The sequence below is a fragment of the Rothia sp. HMSC062H08 genome, assembly GCF_001810775.1.
GTDB lineage: Bacteria > Actinomycetota > Actinomycetes > Actinomycetales > Micrococcaceae > Rothia.
Genome location: NZ_KV802677.1, coordinates 1 through 20,863, shown reverse-complemented (window position 1 = coordinate 20,863; position 20,863 = coordinate 1). Strand labels below are relative to the sequence as shown.

The window sequence follows — 20,863 nt, the reverse complement described above, 5'->3', positions numbered from 1 at the left end:
AGAATGGCACACAAGAAGGGCGCAAGCTCCACCCGTAACGGCCGTGACTCGAACCCCCAGTACCTCGGTGTTAAGCGCTACGGCGGCCAGTCCGTCAACGCAGGCGAGATTCTCGTTCGCCAGCGCGGCACCCACTTCCACCCCGGCCTGAACGTTGGCCGCGGTGGCGACGACACCCTGTTCGCTCTGGCAGCAGGCACCGTCGAATTCGGTACCCGCAAGGGCCGCAAGGTCGTTAACATCCTGGCAGCAGCTGAGTAATACTCACCGCTAGGGCAGAGGGGGTAGGCGTTAGTCTACCCCCTCTCGCTATGACCTCGAATGCCGTGGACGCCCGTGCTGGGCTCCACGATGAGGCGCACCCCAACCCGGTCGCGCCTGCCGCCGCATCCGCAGCATGATTGGTGTGTGCCGTGCGGTGGCGAAGTGAAGATTTTCCAAGATAAGGAGAACCCGTGGCAGAATTCGTGGACCGCGTGGTCTTGCATGTATCTGGCGGTCGCGGAGGTAACGGCTGCGTCTCCGTGCGACGTGAAAAGTTTAAGCCCCTGGGCGGCCCTAACGGCGGTAACGGTGGTAATGGTGGCGCGGTGATTCTGCGCGTAGATAACCAGACCACGACCCTGCTGGAGTACCACCACAGCCCGCACCAGCACGCCCCGAATGGCGATATTGGTCGTGGCGATATGCACCACGGCTATAACGGTGAGGACCTGGTTCTGACCGTGCCGCAGGGTACTGTGGTGAAGGACCGCGAGGGTAATGTTTTGGCTGACCTGCTGCGTGTGGGCGACGAGTATGTTGCTGCCCGTGGCGGTATGGGCGGTCTGGGTAACGCTGCGTTGGCTTCGGCTAAGCGTAAGGCTCCCGGTTTTGCTCTGTTGGGCACCCCCGGTGAAGAGGCTGATATTGTTCTGGAGCTCAAGTCCATTGCGGATGTGGCTCTGGTGGGTTACCCCTCGGCGGGTAAGTCTTCGTTGATTGCTGCGATTTCTGCGGCGCGTCCGAAGATTGCTGACTATCCGTTCACCACTTTGATCCCGAACCTGGGTGTGGTGCAGGCGGGCGATGTTCGCTACACCGTCGCGGATGTTCCGGGTCTGATTGAGGGCGCTTCGGAGGGCCGCGGTCTGGGTCACCGCTTCCTGCGCCATGTGGAGCGTTCTTCGGCTCTGGTGCACGTGATTGACTGCGCTACTTTGGAGCCGGGCCGCGACCCGATCAGTGACTTTGAGGTGATTCGCGGCGAGCTACAGAACTATGAGGTTGACCCGACTGCGGGTGTGACCGTGCCGCTGCACGAGCGTCCGCAGATTGTGGTGCTCAATAAGATTGACGTTCCTGAGGCTCGTGAGCTGGCTGAGTTTGTTCGCCCCGAGTTTGAGGAGATGGGCTTCAAGGTCTTCGAGATTTCGACGGCTTCCCATGAGGGTCTGAAGTCCCTGATCTTTGCGATGGCACAGCTCGTTGAGGAGGACCGCGTGGCTCGTGCCGCTGCCGAGAAGGAAGCGGAGCGCGTGGTTGTTGAGGCTCCTGTGGTTCGCCCGAAGGGCTTCCGCGGTAAGAAGAAGCAGGAATTCACTATTCGCCGCGAGGAACGTAACCTTGAGCCGCTGTTCCGCGTGATTGGTGAGAAGCCTGAGCGTTGGATTCAGCAGACTGACTTCAATAATGATGAGGCTGTCGGCTACCTGGCGGACCGCCTGGCGCGCCTGGGCGTTGAGGATGAGCTGTTCAAGGCTGGTGCTCGTGCCGGTGACGCCGTGGTGATTGGCGAGAACGACAACTCGGTGATCTTCGATTGGGAGCCGACCATGGTCGGTGGCGCTGAGCTGCTGTCCTCCCCGCGTGGTACGGACGCTCGTCTGGAAGAGATCATTCGCCCGACTCGTGCGCAGAAGCGTGTGGAGTACAAGGAGCGTATGGACGCGAAGGCGGAGGCTCGTGCCGAGCTGGAGTCCGAGCGCGCTGCAGGCGTGTGGACCGAGTCGGTTGAGTACCGCAAGAAGCTGAAGGAAGGCAAGGTCGACGAGAATATCGACATGCCGAACGTCGAGGACTAATAGCTGAAGCGTTAGCTGTTGCTTAGACAGCTGTTGCCTAGACAGTGAATGGTGCCGCGCACCGGGGTTTGCCCCGGTGCGCGGCACTTTCTTGTGTGCTGTGCGGTTGTCTCTCGCGCCGGATGTGTGTGTTGGAACATTCGGGTGAGCCTGTGGTCGGGCGTGCTGGCTGGGTATTCCACTGGCGGCTTAGCTCACCCCCCGTCATTTCGGTTTTTTTGACCGTAAGCAGGTAGCATAGAGGAGAATGTACGCGGGCACCTTTTTCGGTGTTGCGTACCTTCTGTGTACCTGCCCGCATCCGCGCCTGTAGTGGCTTTTTAGCTGCTGTGGTGCGGTCTCTGTCCCCAGCAAGGACGGCATTTGTGACTGACCAGCCTGTTCACCTTGATTTTGGTGCTCCGAGCACCGAGTCGATTCCCCCGCGCATTCCCGGTCGGGTGCGTCTGGGCGTGATGGGTGGAACCTTCGACCCGATTCACCACGGACACCTGGTGGCAGCTAGTGAAGTTGCCGCCGTGTTCGACCTGGACGAGGTTGTGTTCGTTCCGACCGGTCAGCCCTGGCAGAAGGTGGGGGAGCGGCACGTGAGTGACGCTGAGCATCGCTACCTGATGACGGTGATTGCGACCGCGTCGAACCCGCGTTTTACGGTGAGCCGTATTGATATTGACCGTGGCGGCGCCACCTACACCTTTGATACGCTTAACGAGCTGCGCGCCCTGCGCCCGGATGCTGACCTGTTCTTCATTACCGGCGCGGACGCGATTAGCCAGATTATGACCTGGCGCAATGCCCATAAGCTGTGGGATTTGGCGACTTTTGTGGGCGTGACCCGCCCCGATCACGAGCTGGATCCGCCGCTGGCTGAGGGTCGTCATATTACGACTCTGAAGATTCCTGCGATGGCGATTTCTTCGACCGATATTCGTCGCCGCGCAGCTGAAGATGCCCCCATCTGGTACCTGGTGCCGGATGGTGTGGTGCAGTACATTGCTAAGTACGGCCTGTACAAGAAGGACGCTTTGACGGCGTACCGTGACGGCTTGCCCCGCGTGAAGGATGAGTCTGGGCAGGCACCCCAATCGACGAATAATGAGGGAACACATGAGTGAAGCTACGGGTTCGAAGCCCTATAGCGAGGACGAAGCGTACCTCTACGAGACGTACGTGACCGAGGACGGCATTGAGGTGCCGCCGCCTACTAAGGTGATGGGTCCGCGCCGTCTTGCCCGCTACCGTGAAGAAGTTGCCGAGTACCTGCGTGCGAACCGTCGTGGTGAGCATCCGAAGCCTGTTGAGAACATGGGCTCCGTGATTTATACGGACGCTATTGACCCGCAGGTTCTGGCTGTTCAGCGTCGTTTTGCGGCGCTGGCGGCTCAGGGCAAGATTGACACTGAGGCGAACGATGAGGAGAAGCTGCACGAGCCTGCTCCTCTGACCAGTAGCCTGCGTATTCTGCGCCCCGAAGAGATCGCGCAGAACCGTGTGGATGCGACCAGCCCCTCCGCGGTGGATAACCCGATGACTTCTTCGATCCCGGTCATTGCCGTGGTTAAGGAGGAGAAACCGGAACCCGAGCTGCACCAGTACCTGGTGCGCGATGAGCCGAAGGTTGAGGAGCTGGACAGCTCTGACGTTGAGACTGAGCAGACCGAGGTTGCTTCCGTTGAGGAAGAGACTGTTGAGGTTGCTGAGGTTGAAGAGTCTGCTGACGAGCTGCCCACCCGCGTGAGCGCGGTGGACGCGCAGGGTCTTGACCTGAGCGTGCTGGATAGCGCCTCCGCAGGGGATACCGTGGATTCGGTGGACGGCGACCCGACTGTTGCTCTGAGCCCGGATGAGGTTGAGGAGCTGCTGCAGCGCATGGTGGATCGTCAGGATCCCGAAGAAGCACTGGTCGAGGAGACTGCCGAGGAGTCCGAAGAGGACTCTGAGGTTGAAGAGTCTAAGCCGGCTGAGTCGAAGGCTGCTTCGGCTGCTTCTGCTGAGGCTCCGGAGGAAGCTGAGGAAGAGTCTGCTTCTGAGAGCGCTGTTGAGAAGGCTGAAGAGGTTCTGCAACCTGCGCAGAAGACCTCCCTGGCGTGGCTGTGGATTGTGCTGCTGCTTGCCCTGGTCGTTGTTGGTCTGATTATGATTTTTGGCCCTAAGTAGGCCGTGAACAATGCACCCCTGTTGTGGGTGCTGCCGGCGGATGTTCTGCCGGCAAGGAAGGAAAATATGACTGCTGCACAGTCCTCGATTGAGGCTCTGCGCATTGCCGCCCGCGCTGCGGAGGAGAAGCAGGGAACTAACCTGTTCGCTGTGGATGCATCCGACGCGATGGGTCTGATTGATGGCTTCCTGGTGGTTTCTGCCCACAATGAGCGCCTCGTGAACGCTGTTGCGGATGAGGTTGAGGACGCTCTGCGTGAGCAGGCTGACCTGAAGCCGGTCCGCCGTGAGGGTCGTTCCTCGGGTCGTTGGATTCTGCTGGACTTCGGCGATATTGTCGTGCATGTTCAGCATGAGGAGGACCGCGAGTTCTACGCTCTGGATCGTCTGTGGGCTGAGGCCCCGCGTATTGAGCTGGGGGTTGAGAACGAGGCTCCCTTCGACATTGAGGGTGAGACTGAGGAAGATGCTGCGCGCATCATTCCCGCTCAGGATGAGGCGTAAGCTTGATTTTTAGCTGATGAGGGGTGGGCTCTGCTGGCGCTGTATGGTGCCGCGGGGTCCGCCCTTCTTGCTTAGCCTTTGGCTTACCCGCCGGGAACTTTTTGGATTTTTGGGTGCGCTGGTTTGCATCGCTGTCCGTGGTGTGTGTAATATATTCATGTTGCCTCGTTGAGGTCACTAACAGAATATGGGGATATGGCGCAGCTGGTAGCGCACCTGCATGGCATGCAGGGGGTCAGGGGTTCGAGTCCCCTTATCTCCACGTTTTCCTCGGTTGAGGAGCTTGTCGCCCGGTTCTTGTGAATCGGGCGATTTTGCTATCTGCCGATAACTCTCGATAGTCAACAACACAGTTCATAGTTGAGGAGTCACTCATGGGAGCGCACGCACATCACGGCCACGGCGGGCATCACGGGCATCACCACGACCATTCGCATGCCCCGAGCCCGGAGGACGCCGCCTCGATGCGTCCGCGCCTGCTGATTGCGTTCAGCTTGGCGGTCGTTATTGTGTTGGCGCAGGCGATTGGTTCGTTGGTCACGGGAAGTCTTGCCCTGCTGACCGATACGGCGCACGCCATTACGGACGCGTCCGGACTGCTGGTGGCGCTCACGGCGGCTTCGCTGATGACGCGCCCGGCAACGTCCCGCCGTACGTGGGGTTTCCGCCGCATTGAGGTGCTTGCCGCCCTCGGGCAGTCGGTGCTGCTGCTGGCGGTGGGTATCTACACGGCGGTGGAGGGTGTGCATCGCCTGTTCGCCCCGCCGGAGGTGCCCGGCACCGAACTGCTGATCTTTGGTGTGGTTGGCCTGGTGGCGAACGCTATCGGCATTGCGGTGCTGGCTACGGCGAGGAACGCGAACTTCAATATGCGTGCCGCGTTCCTGGAGGTGCTCAATGACGCCCTGGGTTCGCTGGGCGTGATTGTGGCGGCTATCGTGATTTGGCTGACCGGCTTCTACCAGGCGGATGCCCTGGCGGGTCTATTCATTGCGGCGCTGATTGTGCCGCGTGCAGTACGTTTGATGAAGCAGACGACGGCCGTGCTCATGGAGTTCACCCCGGACGGCTTGGACCTGGACGCGATGCGTGAACACATGCTGCGCGTTGACGGCGTTGTGGAGGTGCACGATGTGCATGCCTCGATGGTGGCGACCGGTCTGCCGGTGGTGACCGCGCACGTGGTGGTTGCCGATTCGTGCTTCCATGACGGCTCTGCGGTGGCGATTCTGGACCGTATCCGTTCGTGCGTGGCGAGCCATTTTGAGGTGTCGGTGGAGCACTCGACCTTCCAGCTGGAGACCGCCGAGCTGGGTGGTCGTGAGCCGGATTCGATTCGCCACCCGTAAGCTGTGCCCGTAGGCTGGCTCGCGTAGGTTTTGTCCGGGTTTCGTCGGCGGTGCTGCCCGCCGCGGTAAATTACGGCAGAAAACGGCAAACCAGAACAGGCACCAGAGCCTGAAATAGCGGGGGAGTAGTGACCGTTATATTTGTGGCTTCAACACGCAAAAGATACACTCTTTAGGGAGCAAAAGGTGCTCCTCACCCACATACTTTGACAGGTCCGCTGGCAGGCTCTTGAGTCTGGCCGCCGCGGTAGCCTGCAATGATGAGCGCCTCAGCCGAGCTGGAACGCAACAGCCGGCGGGCGCATCCTGGAATTTTTGACGAGAACAACCACGATTAGCAGCAGATACGGAACACTATGCATTCACCTATTGCCACTTACCTGACCGAGACCCTCGAGTCGGTCGCTTCTGATACCTCCGGTGAGTTGGCAAACTACATTCCGGAACTTGCCGCCGTGGACCCGGACAAGCTTGCCGCGTCCATCGTCATGGTTGATGGTGAGCAGTACGCCGCCGGTGACTCCGATGTGGAGTTCACGATCCAGTCGATTTCTAAGCCGTTCGTGTACGCCCTGGCGCTCGCAGACCGCGGCTATGATGACGTGCTTGCAAAGGTGGGCGTGGAGCCTTCCGGTGAGCCGTTCAATGAGCTGTCCCTGGAAGACGGCTCCGGTAAGCCGCTGAACCCGATGATTAACGCTGGCGCGATTACCACCCATTCGCTGGTGGGTCCTCCCGGTGCGACTCAGGGCGAGCGCATGGAGCGCGTCATTTCTGGTTTGTCTGCGTTTGCGGGCCGTCGCCTGTCGGTGAATGAGCGCGTGTACGAGTCTGAGTTGGAGCACGCGCACCGCAACTACGCGATTGCGCACATGCTGCGCGGCCACGGCATCCTGACCGGCGACCCGACCGTGGCGGTGCAGGGTTATACCCGCCAGTGCTCGCTGATGGTGACGGTTAAGGATTTGGCGTTGATGGCGGCGACTTTGGCGAACTATGGTGTGCATCCGGTGACGGGTGAGCAGGTGGTTCCTAAGACTGTGGTGCGTCAGGTGCTGAGCGTCATGTTCACGTGCGGCATGTATAACGCTGCGGGTGACTGGGCAACCCAGGTGGGTGTGCCGGCGAAGAGCGGCGTGGGCGGCGGCATTATTGGTGCGGTGCCCGGTCAGCTGGGTGTGGCAACGTTCTCGCCGCGCCTTGACGGTCACGGTAACAGTGTGCGCGGTGTGGAGCTGTTCGAGCAGTTCTCGGATGACATGGGCATGCACGTGATGAACGTGCCGACCGTGGCTCGTTCGGCGTTGCGCGCGAACTACCAGATCGGTTCGGGCGATGAGTCTATGCGCCTGATCCAGTTGCAGGGCCGTATCCGTTTTGCGGGTGTGGAGCGCGTAATCCGTGAGATTGTGGAATCCCCGATGGAGGGTTCCAAGGTCGCCCTGGACGTGACTCGCGTGTACGCGGTGGATGAGGTCGCTCAGAGCATGCTCCTGGAGCTGATGCGTCGTCTGAGGAATGACGGGTACAAGGTGTACCTGATTGATAATGACGAGACGATTACGAATACGGATGCGCTGCGCAGCATGGGTGTGAAGGTTCTGACGAACCCGACGGCAGTGACTTCTGCTGAGTCGGATGCTGAGCGTGTGGCTGAGGCGGACGCCGAAGAGGCTGCGGAGGCTGCGGCTCTGGAGGCACTGAATGCGCTGGACTCTGCTAAGGCGGAGCAGCCGGAAGCTTCGGAAACTGAGTAGGTTTCTCTCCGCGTACTTGATCGTATCTGCGTACTTGGCAGTACGATTGCGTGAACTTTATATATTGAGGCCCCTTTCCCGGGCGCGTTGTGAACGTGTTCTGGGGGAGGGGCCTCGCTGTACTTACCTAGAGTTGCACCTGGGATTATCCGGCGTGCGGGTAGCTTAGTGTACTGAGCGTGGTCTTCGGTGAGTGAGTGGACTGAAAGTGCATAAAGGTTCTTTAATGGCGCCGTTGTTAATCATTAAGTAATATTTTGAATTTTTCGATAGCTGACGGCAATCTCATCATACACTCATAATATGAACACTGTTCCACACTTAGAAACACCTATCGCTCCTCATCAATCCGCTATAGCTGACCCCGCCGCTGACCGGGCGGTGGTGGGTGCTTCTGCCCGCGCCTCCATGGGTCGCCGCGAACTGCTACGCCACGTTGGTACCTTTGGGCTGGGCGCGGTGGGCTTCGGCGTGCTGGGTCTTGGCCTCACCGGTTGCACCCCGTCGAACACCCCATCGAGCAACCCGTCCGGTAGTGCGTCGGGTAGCGCCTCGGCGAGCCCCTCGGCAAGCTCGGCGGCTACCCCCTCCGTATCTGCAACTGGCTCCGCAACGGGTACCCCATCCCCGACCGCCGCGGCATCTAAGACCGCTTCTGCGACTGCGACTTCGTCGAACCCGGTTCCAGAAGCTCGTGCCTGGACTGGCCCGCAGACCGGCCTGCCCGGTGAGGGCAAGTATATTGCGTGGACGGTCGATGACGGCGCCGATCCGGAGGTGGTACGCGCCTACGCGGAGTTTTCCCGCCGTACCGGCACGCGCCTCACCTTCTTTATCAACGGTCAGTACCCGGCGTTTAGGCAGCATCGTGACCTGTTGTTGCCGCTGGTGAAGAGCGGCCAGTTGCAGATTGCGAACCATACGTATAGTCATGCGGCGTTGACGAGCCTGACGGATGAGCAGATTGTTCAGGAATTGACCCGTAATGATGAGGAGATTAGGCGGCTTTTTGGGGTGTCTTCGAAGCCGTATTTCCGCCCGCCGTACGGGTATTATGATGCGCGCGTGTTGGCGGCTGCGGCGTCGTGTGGTTTTACGCGCCCGGTTCTGTGGTACGGGTCGTTGGCGGATTCGTCTAATATTTCTTCGGCTGAGGTGTATGCCTATGCGGAGAAGTATGCGTTGGCTCAGCATATTGTGATTGGGCATTTGAATTATCGGGGTGTGGTGTCTGAGCTGGACCGTATTCGGGTGTTGTTGGATCGGCGCGGGTTGAAGACGGTGACGATTCGCGACTATTACGGGTAGTGCGGGGGAGCCCCGGCGAGGGGTTCCGGTGGGTATACTGGGAGGCATGATGAAGCTTCCTCAGAACCCTATTCTTCGGCAGGTGTACCGCTTCCGTGAGTCGCTGCTGCTTCTGCTGTATTACTCGCTGTCTTTTCTGGGTGTGCGATGGATGCGCACGGGGCATCCGCGTGTGGCGGCGGTGTGGTCTGTGGGTTTGTGGCTGAATTTGGTGCTGCGTGGCATGGGCCAGGTGGTGCGTATGCTGGTGCCGGTCCTGCAGGATGCGGAGGCGCGCCGTGCTCGCGCTGAGCGTGCCCGCGCCTACCAGCCGCGCTAACCTCACCGGCTGAGCTAACAGAACGAGGCTGATATGACGAAGCCCCCTTGTACTAGAAATAGTACGAGGGGGCGCTTCGCTATATCTGGGGGCACTAACCCGGAGGCGCTAGTCGTCCTCGTGGAAAAACTCGTTGACAATCTCGGGGGTCTGCAGAGCAAACTCATCAGGTTCTGCAGTCTCGGGCGAGAAATCCAGGTAGTAGTTACCCTCGGAGGTACGGGTGATGGTGACGTAGGTTCGACCGTAATCGAGCAGTTCGCGAATGCCGACCTTAGTGCCCTCGTTGAGGCCCATGCGCTTACGAATATAAGAGCCAAGCTCGGAGTTCGGGATGGTTGACATGTCCTTACCGCAACGGTCAGAACCGCTGGCAACGCGCATGATGAGGTCTTCGCCATCATCACAGTGCACCACAATGGGAGTGTTCTTCACGGGGAAGAAGTTTGACCGCCCAATGTTCGCGGGAACCGCGAAGTAGGCCTCATCCTTATTAGCTCGGACATCTCGCAGACCCCAGTTAATGCCGGAACCGCAGTTGTACGAAGAGCCCTTACCCGCGTGACTGTAGAGGTACAGCTTGATGGAGGAGAAGTCCTTCAACCTTTCCTCGCGTTCCGTCTCGGGTTCGGGGAGCGGAGGAACCGGAGGTAGAGACTTATTCGCCAGGACGTCGGAGGGCGCTTCAGGGAAGGTGAAGAGAGAATCAACCACAGGGTCGGTGCAGCTCAGCGAAGCACCGAATAGCGTATCGATATAGTTCTCCGCATACTCCACCGACACCGGCACAAGAATGTTCTCCTGCTGACATTCCGAAGCGTTTCGACCGATATTCAGGCCGTCCGTCGAAAGGTTAGCTGAGCCAGCGTAGGCAATATCGAAGGAACCGTTCTGCGCCCAAGCGTAGAGCTTAGTATGCACCAGGGGAGAGACGCGAGGATCCGGGTAACGAATATCCAGGTACCCGTGACTAGCCTTGACCCATCCCTTGAGGATTTCATGAGTCGTAATGCTTACCGCACCATCTCGTGCCATACCAACCAGAAGATGAATCTTAGGTGTGGTGGAGACGGGGGTAAACTTACTCATCTCACCCCAATGACCGGCTTCCTTGGAACGCCGTCCGGGGGTGAAATCAGCCTGGTACAGTGCACTGAGAATGGTAGTTCGCGAGATATACCCGGTAACCGCCCACAGCTCATGCCCGGCGCAATCATCCTTCGGGTACGGCGATTGGAGAACAAGCTCAGCGAGGTTGTCGCCCATGAGTGACGAGTAAAATTCCATGGGAATAGGTCCTTCTTTTACCTAGAAAAGAGTGCCTTCTTTCTTCTCAAGTTCACGAATACGCTTATCTACATCAATATTCGGTTCAATGCTTTCGTAGTGCATACCTTTAAGGCTCTTGAAGAGAGCTTCGAATATGACCTGCGCACCGTCCGGGGGAACCGCCATACCAATCTGGCGACGGACGTTCTCCTTGCTACCGATGAACTTGTACCAGTCAGGGAACGTCTGCAGGCGTGCGCGCTCGCGGTTGGTGAGGGCGCGGGGCTCTTCCCAGTGGTAGATGTGCGTTCCGCCGCCACCGGAACCGGTGACGGTGTACGCGGGTTTATTGGGGTCCAGTCGCTTATAAATCTGGCTGAGCTTAGCGCCACGCACATTGAGGCGTAGTTCCTCGGGCATGTCGGTAGCGTTGAAAGCGTTCTCGCCGGGCTTGATGTAGGTGAGGCGTTGCTTCACCACCTCAGACTGGCGAGTGAGCTCATTGTTGGTTGCCCATTTCGGGATAGGAGGCTCGGTAAGCGCCTGCTTAGCGGTGCGCATCATAAAAGGTTCGGGAGTGGTGGGTTTCGGAACCTTGAATTCTTTGCCGCTGGCAATAAGGTCATTATGCAGGCCCACGATAATAATTCGGTGTCGAGCCTGGGGGAGACCGTACTCCTCAAAGCGGTATTTATGAGCGACAACAGTGTATCCCGCGCGCTGCATTTCTCGTAGGATGTAGGGAAACGCGGTACCAGCATTAGCGCCAGAGAGACCACCCACGTTTTCTGCCACGAACCATTCAGGCTTATGGCTCTCGAGCACTTTAATTCCGTATGTAAAAAGGGGACCGTAGGTACCGTCTAGGCCCTTCTTCTTTCCTACGAGGCTGAAATCATTACAGGGAAAACCGAATGCAAAACCACCAATCGGGGGTAGGGCGTCGGTATCGAGCTCACGAACATCACCTACGTACACGGTCTCTCCAGACGCACCGGGGATATTCTCTCGGTAGGTATCTGCAGTCGTGGGATCGTAGTCATTAGCCCAGGCATGCTCAACCTTGATTCCGGGCACCTTATCGGCAGCGTTGTGTGCGCCCAGGGCAATGCCGCCGGGTCCACAGAAGAGCTCACCCATCTTGTAGGTTGTGGGTGAGGGTGATGTGTGCTTCTCAGCCATAAGGTTCTCCGCAAGTCATAGTGCTGTGTCATGTGCCGGTTGATACATAGAATTACCGTCTATGTATTCAGGTTTAAACCCTCTAAGAATAGCAGCCCGGGGGCCCTGCTCGCACCCTTGCCCCGAGCAGATTCTGCCACACCGGACCCAACAATGTGGATTTAGTAGTTTTATAGTGCATTGTGATGACGAAAACCTGTGCTGACGTGTGAGAACGAGTGCTAAACTCACAGAGGAAGCTAACCATTGGCTCCCGTAAACACTCACATCTCTATTTTTCAACGAGGAGAAAAATGGCCGAGGAAATTTCCCAGCCGGAACAGCAGATTTATGACACTGCTGCGCGGGAACTCATCTCGTACGAAGACGCTTGTCGCCAGATCATCGACGGTATGGTTGCCGCAGGTATTCCTGAGGAGGCAATTGTTCCCGTCTACGAGAAGGCACTTCGTAGCATTCAGGAACGTGAAGCCGCGAACGCCAAGGGCGAGTTCGATGAGGCTGCTACGGCCAAGGAAGACTACCACCACTGGTACGACGCTGCGAAGCCCGATACCGCCGGATGGAGCCATCTGCGTAGGAAGCTTACCGAGAAGATTGGCGAGGACGGTACGTCCACTATTCACCAGGAATCCGGCAAAGTTGTCGGTCTTCTTGCCGATCCCGCTACGAAGAATCTGACCCACAAGGGCCTTGTTGTCGGCTACGTGCAGTCCGGTAAGACCGCGAACTTCTCGGCGGTTATCACCAAGGCGGTTGACGAGGGTTACCGTTTCGTCATTGTTTTGGCGGGTATGTACAACAACCTGCGTCGTCAGACTCAGGAACGTTTGGACGGCGATGTTGTTGCCGCGCTCCAGAATGCTGGGAAGTCTGTTTTCCCTCTGACCAGTGTCAAGGGCGATATCTCTTCGGATTCTGGCCTTCTCCTCAACGCTCTGCGCACTAAGGATAGTGTTGTTTTTGCAGTGGTGAAGAAGAACTACAGTCGTCTGGGCAACCTGCTCAAGCAGCTGGAAGCCGCAAACCGTGAGGGTCTGCTGGATGATACTCCCGTACTCATCATTGATGATGAGTCTGACCAGGCAACGCCCAACACTGCGAAGGAAGATGAAGCGTACTCCGGTATTAACCGACTTCTCCGTCAGATTTGGGACCAGGTCCAGCAGGGCTCCTATGTTGCGTACACCGCGACTCCCTTCGCAAACGTTCTGATGGACCCGAATGATGAGGACCGCTACACCGAGTATCTAGAGCCGGTTAATCCTGAGGAATCCGAGGGTGAGACCATCGAACGTTACCCGGGCCTGTACCCCTCCGACTTCATCTACGCTTTGGAGCGCCCGAATGGCTACATTGGTGCGTCCCGTATTTTTGGTACCCCTCTGTGGGCTACCGAGGACGAAGACGGCACCCTTAACGACGGTGTAGATATTGATGCATTGCGCGATATCGATACTGAGGAAGCCAAAATTCTGCGTCCTCCTACTCGTAAGGACGGCGGGGACTACATGCCTGAGATGGTTCCCAGCCTTGAAGATGCGGTGCTGTGGTTTATGATTGCCACGGCTCTTCGTCGTCGTCGTGCTCAGAAGAAGCAGCACAGCTCAATGCTGATTCACCTTTCGCACAGGGTTGACACTCACTTTGAAGCGGTGAAGGTGATTGAGGATTACATCTCAGCGCTGAAGGAAAACTACGGTAAGCCTGAGATTAACGATGCTATGCAGAGTCTGTACGAGCGCGAAGTTGCTCGTATGCAGGCTATCCGCCCTGAAGAGATTTACCCCGAATGGGATGAGCTGAAGCTTGCTGTGGGTCAGGTTGTCCGCGAGACCAAGTGCATTGTGGATAACGGTTCCTCGGAAGAGCGTCTGGAATACAGCGCAGATTCACCGGCCACCTATGTCGTTATCGGCGGTAATACTCTCGCCCGTGGTCTGACCCTTGAAGGCCTCATTAGCTCGTACTACCTCAGGACGAGTAAGACCTACGATGCTCTTCTGCAGATGGGCCGCTGGTTTGGTTTCCGCCCCGGCTATGATGACCTGATTCGTCTGTGGACCACTGCAGATCTTCAGGACTATTACCGTCACCTTGCCGGTGTGGAAGATGAGATTCGCGAAGAAATTCGTATCGTCGGTAGCACCCCTAAGACCGTTGGCGTGAAGATTCGTACTCACCCCAAGGCGCTACAGGTTACCGCTGCGAACAAGATGCGTCACGCCAAGGCGCTCACCGTCGATTACAGCGGCAAGCTCCATCAGCTGACTCGCTTCGAGGAGAAGAACGCCGAAATCCTGAACCACAATATTCAGGTATTCGAGTCGCTCATTGGCTCTATCTCGAGCACTCATGAGGTAGTGCAGGATAAGAACAACGGTAGCTACCTCTTCACCGGCGTGCCTGTAGATGTCGTGCTGTCCTACTTCAAGGACTTCAAGGCCCACTCCTCGCACTACGAAGCTGGCTCGGACAAGCTGGTTGAGTGGATTGAGAAGTACGCCGACCAGGACTGGAATGTTGTCGTCTACTCCGGTACCCAGAAGGATATGCCGCAGCAGAACTTTGCTGGTCTGGACATTCGTATGGCAACTCGTAGTGCGTACGACATCCCGGCTGATGACGGTATCGCGGACCTGGGTGCTCTTGCTGTGGGTGAGACTCCGATTCTGGACTTCAAGATTCTCGCTAACGCAGGAAAGCTAAACGAAGACACTCTCGAGGCCCTGAAGGTTTCTAAGAGCCGCGCAAAGCAGTTGGCACTACGCTTCGTCGAAGGAAACGTTCCTCTTTTGGTGATTTACGTGGTCAACCCCCACTCGAAGGCTAAGCCGGGCGCTCGCCGTCGTGACCTTGACGCTGTGGCACCGGTCATTTTGCACGCGGTGGTTCTTCCCCAGGTTGCAGGTTCCGACTACAACAACTTCATTTCGGTTGTTCCTGAACAGGTTGAGACTCTGGCGCTTGATGAGGAAGAACTGGATGAGAACAGCTCAATCCTGGCTGCAGCTGAAAGTGATGATGAGGGCGACTACAAGGAGTAACATCAGGTAGCTTCTTCACCGCCCAAAGAGGGTATAGGTTTCGGGGTGGCATTTCACCGGATAATGCCACCCCGGAGCTTTATTCCCTCAGCAACACACGCCCCATACGATTCAATAGTGCCCACAACTTCTACAGGGCAAGGAGATAACATCGTGAGCCTTAACTGGTTCCCCCTTCCTAAAAACACTGGTTCGATATCCGCTCGAGGTGCCTCGCGTACCCTCGGCCGACCCAATCTGAGCCCGCTTGCTCTGGTCACCCGAGAGATGGCCCAGAACTCATGGGACGCACGCCTCGAAGGGCACATGCCGGAGTTCGGTTGCTTGGTTCGGCACGCCAACCAGGGTGTACTGAATACCCTGAGGAACGAGGTGTTCGCAGCTGGTTTTGAGATCCATAGCAAGTACACCGGTCTCGACCAGACTTTTAACCGCGGCGACGTCTACTTCTTGGAATTTTGGGACCGCGGCACCGTCGGTCTTGACGGTCCGGACCGCCCGGATGAAGCCGTTGAGGAGGGGGAGAGCCAGAACTTCGTAAACCTCACGATGAACCTTGGTAGCGATAACAAGGGTCAAGGTAACGGTGGCTCATACGGCTTCGGTAAAACGGCTGCTTTCAATATGAGCGAGTCTCAGTCCGTTATTTACTGGTCTGCCTTTAAGACCAAAACTGGCGAGATTGATTACCGACTTATTGCTGTCGCTCTTGGCAAGGAATATACGTATGGCGGTCGAAACTACACCGGTCGTCATTGGTGGGGATATGAGGGACCCACGGTTAAGGGAACGGGTAACATTCTCCCGCTGACGGGAGAACCTGCTCGTCGGCTGGGTGAGGCTATTTTCTCTCGTCACTTTAATGACGGAGAAACCGGCACCTCAATTCTTATCGTTGATGCAAAGCCTGCAGAGCTTATGGAAGTATCAGACGATGAAGGTAAGATTCTGGACGACCCGGGTCGAATTATTGAGCGTTCCCACGAAAAGATTCAAAATATCGTGATGTACCATCTTTGGCCCAAATTGGATGTTGAAGATGGAAATAGGTCTATGGATATCAGGATTAACAATGATCCTGTCTTAATTCAGGACCTTAAGAATAAGCCTGAATATAAGGGAATCGAGCAGCTGTGCGCAGCTCTTATTGATGTTCGCAAAATGGCTGAGCTTCAAAGGATGAATTTTGATGCTGAGTCATTTGACGGTGTTTTCCAGTACAAGAGCTTTGTTTTTAAGCGAGCAAGGGATTCCTACAATATCGGATACCTAAGAATTGCTCGAGGTGCGTACGATATTAACGCTGAAAGGTCCATCTATCCGCAAAACACGGTGTGCTTGATGCGTAATGAGGCTGAATTGGTTGTCCAGTACCGAAAGGTAAATGACCTGGACGATTCAAAGGCCACCTGGTACGGCGTATTCAAGCCCGACCTTGAAACGGATGTTGCCTTCCGAGAGGCTGAACCTCCGGCCCATGACGAATGGAACCCGAGCTCTCTCGAAAATGCTAAGCACAAGAACATTGTTGTTTATGCTGCTTCGAATATCACTAAGAGCCTGAAGAGTCTTTTCGAATCGAAGGACACTAAGCGCGATAGCGGGTCACTGGGTTCTTTGTCGAAGATTTCGCAGAAGCTTGCTCGATTCAATCCGATTATGTCCTCCGGAGGCGGTGTCGTTACTGAGCTGACGGAGGAGGACGAAGGCAAGAATAAAAAGCGCCCTGGTGGCGTTGTTCGTCGCGCCTCGGTATCGATTGAGTCTGCAGCAATGACTGGTGTTCACCCGCAGGACCCTGATTACGTGCAGTATTTCATTAGCTTCTCCTGCAGTAGTGCTTGGAAGGCTGGTCAGCGTATCGGTATCAAGGTCTCTATTGCAACCGGTGATGAGAGGACTCTGGAGTACACGGACTCGCACGACCTTGAGCCTTCTTGGAGCGAAGGATGGGGCCCTGACGCTAATGACACCCAAAAGGCGGGTCATGTTTATGTGCAGTGGGACGGCCCTGAAGATTCCGAGGAGAGCCAGGGCTCCGTGGTCATCACGTTGCGTAAGGGTAAGACCTATATTTTTGAGGTGGAGGGCTAATAGCTATGGCAGGTAAGCGTGTAAAGGCATATCCTCATCTCACCCTTTTCCCGCATGAAGTGGAATGGGGCGAATGGGATATCCGTAATCAGAACGGCGAAATTGTTGACCCGGATAAGTTGCCCTCCACCTGGGATTACGACACTGATCTGGAACTCTCCATCTCCGTCAAAGTACGGCTTGAAGGAATCCGTCGAGTGCTGGGCAATGAGGAGTCTCTGCCTCGACTGATTTGTGAGGTCCAGTGTCGACCGACCCACTGGAGCGTCATTGAAGAGAGCCGAGATGTTCAGCTTGATTCGGAATCATTTGTCGCGGTTGTTAGCGCCAAGATTCCTGGACGTAAGGTTGCGGGAGAACTAAAGCTCCGAGCAGCTCTAGTGGCGGGTGCCCTAAATATCGATGGATATAACACCGATGAAACCGCCTATATTGCTGTGCAAGAGGACAGCCTGTCTTTGAGTGCTAAGGGTGCTGGTATGCCGTTCTCGCAGCTTGATTTTTCTCGAGTGCGAGAGTGGGATAAAAATGCTCCCTGGGTTGTAAGGTGCAATGCCAGTAATCCGGAAGCGTTGTATTCACGATGCGTGCGAGTATTTGTGAATACGAAACACCCGGTTTGTAAGGCTTTGGTGCGAGGGGATGAAAAGGATTATGAAATTCTAGAACCCGCTATTTCTCGAGATTTCTTGGCAACTCTTGTGCGAGAAATTTATGTTGCTCATTTGAACGAGAATTCTTTGTATACGTCGCAGAAAGAACTCACTGAAGGAAATTGCGAAGAGTTTCAAATCGTTACGCAGAGGATTATTAAAGAAAATTTCTCAATGACGATTCCGGAACTTATTGACGCGCTGAAAAGGGATTGGAATTCCGTGCAGAGCAAGATTGACGGTATTACCGGGTACATGCAGAAGGGATGGAAGTAGGTATGGTTCATCAGAGCGTAGAGCCTGCCCAGCAGGACACTAGCCCTGAGAATACTCAGGCGCCTGCAGAGCAGGAAGAACAGTATCTTTACTACCGCCTGGAAGAATTTCTAGCGGGTATAGAGTTGCAGGAATGGAAAAACTCTGGGGTTCCGCTACGCAATGTAGATTGCGGAGAAATCGACACGAATCTAGAAATCCTCAATATTGGCGGCAACGAGATTCCGATGCCGACTCTAAAGAGTCTCCGCAGAATTGTAGATAAAGAGCTCGAGAATCTTAAGGCTTTTGCTGATGATCGGGATAAGTGGAAGTACGAGTACTCCCACCGTATCGGTAAAGCTCTGCACAAGAACCTGCACATGATTCGTGGTGAAGCTGAATCTATTGAGGTGTGGCAGTTTATCGGTCTGAGGGTTCTTCCTGCGGCTGCTTTTGCACGTTTTGCCCCCTCGAAGGAAGTTCGACATATCGGTAACCTGCGCCGTCACGTGCTACGTCGAACCTGGCTGACCTACGACCTCCTGGGCGAGGTTATGGATGAGGGAGGCTACCTCACGGAAGATGACCTCAACCAGATTCTTGACCGAACCTCCATCTCGACGAACCGCGATTTGGCGTTGGCTCTCGCTCGAGCCCTAAACTCTGTGGGCGCCCCCAGCGATTACGGTTTGGAGAGGGGAGTCTCTGCCCGTGATATCAAACGTAAAATCGCGGAAGAGCTCACGGTGCGTATGGGCGTTGAGATGGTGCAACACAAGTCGTACGAGGATATGTGCGCACTCCTTGAGGACATCAAGAACGAGGTTATCGAGGCCTTCAAGCTTCAGGAAGGTATTGAGGAAGAACAGTATGAAGATACCTGGGATTCTGACCCTGAAACTGTAGAAGACTACGAGTCAGAAGATGTAGAAATCGAAGAGTCGGAAGACGTAGAGGTTGAAGAGTTGGAAGACTCTGAAGATCTGGATACTGAGACTGACGAGTACGACGAAAGCTACTACGAGGATTTCTCGGACGAGGAATCTGAAGAGGAGGAAGAGTCTGCAGATCTCGAGGTTGCTGAGGATATGGAATCCCCGGAACCTGAAGCTGAGGAATCTGATGCTGAGGAGTCTGAGGCTCAGGAACCTGGGGAACCTCAACCGTTCTTTGTGCCGGTTAACGAATTCCGCGAATCAAACCTCTTTAGCTCAACGCAGTACGGGTACTACGTTGACGAGGAACCCGAGGAACGTCCGTCACGTCTTCGAACTCCGCAGAGCAAGCTCAAGGCCAAGCTGGAACAAGCAAGCCACGAGGTAACCACAGACGAAGAAGCTCATGAGACGGCTTCTGAAGCTAAGACTCACAGGAGTAAGCTCACGCCTCCCAAATCTAAGATGGGACAGTTCTGGGACAACATGCCCTGGAAGCGCTAAAAAGTAAGAAGCCCCCTTGCCCCGGTTCAACTAAGAACCGGCACAAGGGGGCTTCGCTATATCTGAGGGGCAGAAGCCTAATGCTTCTTCTTCGGCTCACACGCCACGCCGTCACCGTCTTTATCTAGACCAGGGCGGTAACCCGGCTCGCCACGATGCAACGGTGCCGCACCCGCAGCAATAGCCGCATCACAATTCTTGTAATAAACACTCGACTGCGCCGGAGCCTGCTGCACCGGCTGAGCGGGAGCCTGCTGAGCAGGAGCCTCAGCCGCCGGAGCCTGCGCGGGCGCCTGCTGGACGGGCGCCTCCGTAGCTACCGGCGCCTGCTGAACAGGCTCAGCCTGTTGCGCGGGAGCCTCAGAAACCGGAGCCACCGGCGCCTCCGCGGAAGGTGCCTCAGCCGCCGGTGCCTGCACGGGAGCCTCAGTAGTCGGAACCGGAGACGGGGTTACCGTCGGGGTAGGAGACTCCGAAGGAGTCGCAGACGCACTCGGAGAAGAACTAGGAGTAGCTGAAACCGAAGGGCTGGCAGAAACAGACGTCGACGATGACGTAGAAGGCGCAGGCTTCGGAGCGCGAACAGACGAAGAGCAACCAGTCAGCAGCAGAGCACCCGCAAGAACACCAGCGGTCGCGGTGTGAATTTTCAACACAATATTCCTTTATAAAGTGAGTGGACAAGTGTGTTCACCATAGAACACACACTCAAGTGTAAATGAAAACGGTCCCCTCTGCAGGTAATATTGAGCCCCCAAACATTTCTGACAAGGGAAGATGTAACGTGCGGGCATAGTAAAGCCCCCTCGCACTATTTTGAACTGCGCCCCGAAACTTGGACGCATTAAATAGTAACCCCTATACGGCCTCCTGCAGGGCCTGAACCCGGTACTCCACCGGGGTCAGGCCCCTAAGCTTCACCTGACGCCTTACTGTATTCCAATGCGTAATATAGGCGTCAAGGTCAACCTTGAAACTCTCAAAGGTCTGCCAGTCTTGGCCACGAAAAAACTCATCCTTCAGGTGACCGAAAACCTGCTCAGTGGCGCCATTGTCGATGCAGTTGCCTTTGCGTGACATACTCTGGATAAAACCGTTCTCAGCAAGCGTTCTGACGTAGAACTCGTGCTGATACTGCCACCCCATATCCGAGTGCAAAATCGGCTTGACTCCCTCGGGTTTGGCCTCCATGAGTATCTGAAGCATCTCTTGCTGCTGAGCAAGATTAGGGCACATCGAGATGGAATAGGCGACAATCTCCTTGCTAGCAAAGTCATAAACCGGAGCGAGATAGGCCTTACCGAAGGAAAGCTTAAACTCGGTGACATCGGTGCCCAACTTCTGCCAAGGACCAGTCGCCGTGAAGTTGCGACCGATGATGTTGGCGAAACTTTGCCCCACAGACCCCTTGTAGGAGTTGTACCTGTGGTAGGGCCTCTGGCGGCGTATACCGCAGCGCAGCCC

17 protein-coding genes and 1 tRNA gene are annotated in these 20,863 nt (G+C 56.2%); 14 read left to right on the top strand and 4 right to left on the bottom strand.

Annotated features, from left to right (window positions below; genetic code table 11):
* The first annotated feature begins 3 nt into the window (after positions 1-3).
* The 10 genes from rpmA to HMPREF2765_RS08400 all read left to right on the top strand — a co-directional run bounded on the left by rpmA (position 4) and on the right by HMPREF2765_RS08400 (position 9,457).
* Positions 4-261 carry a 50S ribosomal protein L27 gene (rpmA, locus tag HMPREF2765_RS08445; protein ID WP_005505766.1) on the top strand — a complete coding sequence of 86 codons (258 nt, stop codon included), beginning with the start codon at positions 4-6 and terminating at the stop codon, positions 259-261.
* A 194-nt stretch (positions 262-455) separates the two neighbouring features.
* Positions 456-2,063, top strand: coding sequence for a GTPase ObgE (obgE, locus tag HMPREF2765_RS08440; RefSeq protein ID WP_070605333.1), 1,608 nt, complete (start codon positions 456-458; stop codon positions 2,061-2,063).
* A gap of 365 nt (positions 2,064-2,428) precedes the next feature.
* A complete protein-coding gene (gene nadD, locus HMPREF2765_RS08435; RefSeq protein WP_070605331.1) occupies positions 2,429-3,178 on the top strand; it encodes a nicotinate-nucleotide adenylyltransferase in 750 nt (249 codons plus the stop codon).
* The gene (locus tag HMPREF2765_RS08430) at positions 3,171-4,220 is read left to right on the top strand and encodes a sulfite reductase subunit alpha (protein WP_070605327.1); all 1,050 of its coding nucleotides are present in this window, start codon (positions 3,171-3,173) and stop codon (positions 4,218-4,220) included. The genes nadD and HMPREF2765_RS08430 overlap by 8 nt, the downstream gene beginning before the upstream one ends.
* Before the next feature lie 66 nt (positions 4,221-4,286).
* Entirely contained in the window at positions 4,287-4,724 is a 438-nt protein-coding gene (gene rsfS, locus HMPREF2765_RS08425; RefSeq protein ID WP_005505774.1) for a ribosome silencing factor, read from the top strand.
* Between the two features lie 189 nt (positions 4,725-4,913).
* A tRNA-Ala gene (locus tag HMPREF2765_RS08420) sits at positions 4,914-4,986 on the top strand.
* 112 nt (positions 4,987-5,098) lie between these two features.
* Positions 5,099-6,073 (top strand): cation diffusion facilitator family transporter, encoded by a 975-nt coding sequence (locus HMPREF2765_RS08415; protein WP_049345571.1) that lies wholly within the window; start codon positions 5,099-5,101, stop codon positions 6,071-6,073.
* A gap of 356 nt (positions 6,074-6,429) precedes the next feature.
* Positions 6,430-7,830, top strand: coding sequence for a glutaminase (locus tag HMPREF2765_RS08410; protein WP_070605326.1), 1,401 nt, complete (start codon positions 6,430-6,432; stop codon positions 7,828-7,830).
* 384 nt (positions 7,831-8,214) lie between these two features.
* The gene (locus tag HMPREF2765_RS08405) at positions 8,215-9,138 is read left to right on the top strand and encodes a polysaccharide deacetylase family protein (RefSeq protein ID WP_246824949.1); all 924 of its coding nucleotides are present in this window, start codon (positions 8,215-8,217) and stop codon (positions 9,136-9,138) included.
* Between the two features lie 46 nt (positions 9,139-9,184).
* Positions 9,185-9,457: a hypothetical protein gene (locus HMPREF2765_RS08400; RefSeq protein ID WP_239662317.1), complete on the top strand. Its 273-nt coding sequence runs from the start codon at positions 9,185-9,187 to the stop codon at positions 9,455-9,457.
* A gap of 108 nt (positions 9,458-9,565) precedes the next feature.
* Here the strand turns inward: HMPREF2765_RS08400 and HMPREF2765_RS08395 are convergent, their stop codons facing one another.
* Together HMPREF2765_RS08395 and HMPREF2765_RS08390 are read right to left on the bottom strand one after the other, a co-directional pair.
* Positions 9,566-10,744: a restriction endonuclease PLD domain-containing protein gene (locus HMPREF2765_RS08395; RefSeq protein ID WP_083303640.1), complete on the bottom strand. Its 1,179-nt coding sequence runs from the start codon at positions 10,742-10,744 to the stop codon at positions 9,566-9,568.
* 21 nt (positions 10,745-10,765) lie between these two features.
* Positions 10,766-11,908: a DNA cytosine methyltransferase gene (locus HMPREF2765_RS08390; RefSeq protein ID WP_070605315.1), complete on the bottom strand. Its 1,143-nt coding sequence runs from the start codon at positions 11,906-11,908 to the stop codon at positions 10,766-10,768.
* A gap of 293 nt (positions 11,909-12,201) precedes the next feature.
* Here HMPREF2765_RS08390 and HMPREF2765_RS08385 point away from each other — a divergent pair, with 293 nt between their 5' ends.
* The 4 genes from HMPREF2765_RS08385 to HMPREF2765_RS08370 all read left to right on the top strand — a co-directional run bounded on the left by HMPREF2765_RS08385 (position 12,202) and on the right by HMPREF2765_RS08370 (position 19,399).
* On the top strand, positions 12,202-14,955 hold the full coding sequence (locus HMPREF2765_RS08385) for a Z1 domain-containing protein (RefSeq protein ID WP_070605313.1): 2,754 nt from the start codon (positions 12,202-12,204) through the stop codon (positions 14,953-14,955).
* 153 nt (positions 14,956-15,108) lie between these two features.
* A complete protein-coding gene (locus HMPREF2765_RS08380; RefSeq protein ID WP_070599908.1) occupies positions 15,109-17,049 on the top strand; it encodes a hypothetical protein in 1,941 nt (646 codons plus the stop codon).
* 5 nt (positions 17,050-17,054) lie between these two features.
* Complete coding sequence (locus tag HMPREF2765_RS08375) at positions 17,055-17,978, top strand: hypothetical protein (protein WP_070599910.1); 924 nt, start codon at positions 17,055-17,057, stop codon at positions 17,976-17,978.
* Positions 17,979-17,980: 2 nt separating this feature from the next.
* Positions 17,981-19,399, top strand: a complete 1,419-nt coding sequence (locus HMPREF2765_RS08370; RefSeq protein WP_070599911.1) for a DUF6339 family protein — start codon at positions 17,981-17,983, stop codon at positions 19,397-19,399.
* A 77-nt stretch (positions 19,400-19,476) separates the two neighbouring features.
* Here the strand turns inward: HMPREF2765_RS08370 and HMPREF2765_RS08365 are convergent, their stop codons facing one another.
* Together HMPREF2765_RS08365 and HMPREF2765_RS08360 are read right to left on the bottom strand one after the other, a co-directional pair.
* Positions 19,477-20,055 carry an excalibur calcium-binding domain-containing protein gene (locus HMPREF2765_RS08365; RefSeq protein WP_083303639.1) on the bottom strand — a complete coding sequence of 193 codons (579 nt, stop codon included), beginning with the start codon at positions 20,053-20,055 and terminating at the stop codon, positions 19,477-19,479.
* A gap of 202 nt (positions 20,056-20,257) precedes the next feature.
* Positions 20,258-20,863, bottom strand: a 606-nt coding sequence (locus tag HMPREF2765_RS08360) for an IS3 family transposase (RefSeq protein ID WP_070605311.1), incomplete at its 5' end; no start/stop codon positions are given.

Bases quoted from the DNA above. Each gene is read 5' to 3' on its own strand.
- HMPREF2765_RS08400 (WP_239662317.1), top strand. From the start codon at position 9,185: ATGATGAAGCTTCCTCAGAACCCTATTCTTCGGCAGGTGTACCGCTTC.
- rsfS (WP_005505774.1), top strand. From the start codon at position 4,287: ATGACTGCTGCACAGTCCTCGATTGAGGCTCTGCGCATTGCCGCCCGC.
- HMPREF2765_RS08430 (WP_070605327.1), top strand. From the start codon at position 3,171: ATGAGTGAAGCTACGGGTTCGAAGCCCTATAGCGAGGACGAAGCGTAC.
- HMPREF2765_RS08385 (WP_070605313.1), top strand. From the start codon at position 12,202: ATGGCCGAGGAAATTTCCCAGCCGGAACAGCAGATTTATGACACTGCT.
- HMPREF2765_RS08375 (WP_070599910.1), top strand. From the start codon at position 17,055: ATGGCAGGTAAGCGTGTAAAGGCATATCCTCATCTCACCCTTTTCCCG.
- HMPREF2765_RS08390 (WP_070605315.1), bottom strand. From the start codon at position 11,908: ATGGCTGAGAAGCACACATCACCCTCACCCACAACCTACAAGATGGGT.
- HMPREF2765_RS08415 (WP_049345571.1), top strand. From the start codon at position 5,099: ATGGGAGCGCACGCACATCACGGCCACGGCGGGCATCACGGGCATCAC.
- rpmA (WP_005505766.1), top strand. From the start codon at position 4: ATGGCACACAAGAAGGGCGCAAGCTCCACCCGTAACGGCCGTGACTCG.
- HMPREF2765_RS08370 (WP_070599911.1), top strand. From the start codon at position 17,981: ATGGTTCATCAGAGCGTAGAGCCTGCCCAGCAGGACACTAGCCCTGAG.
- HMPREF2765_RS08395 (WP_083303640.1), bottom strand. From the start codon at position 10,744: ATGGAATTTTACTCGTCACTCATGGGCGACAACCTCGCTGAGCTTGTT.
- HMPREF2765_RS08410 (WP_070605326.1), top strand. From the start codon at position 6,430: ATGCATTCACCTATTGCCACTTACCTGACCGAGACCCTCGAGTCGGTC.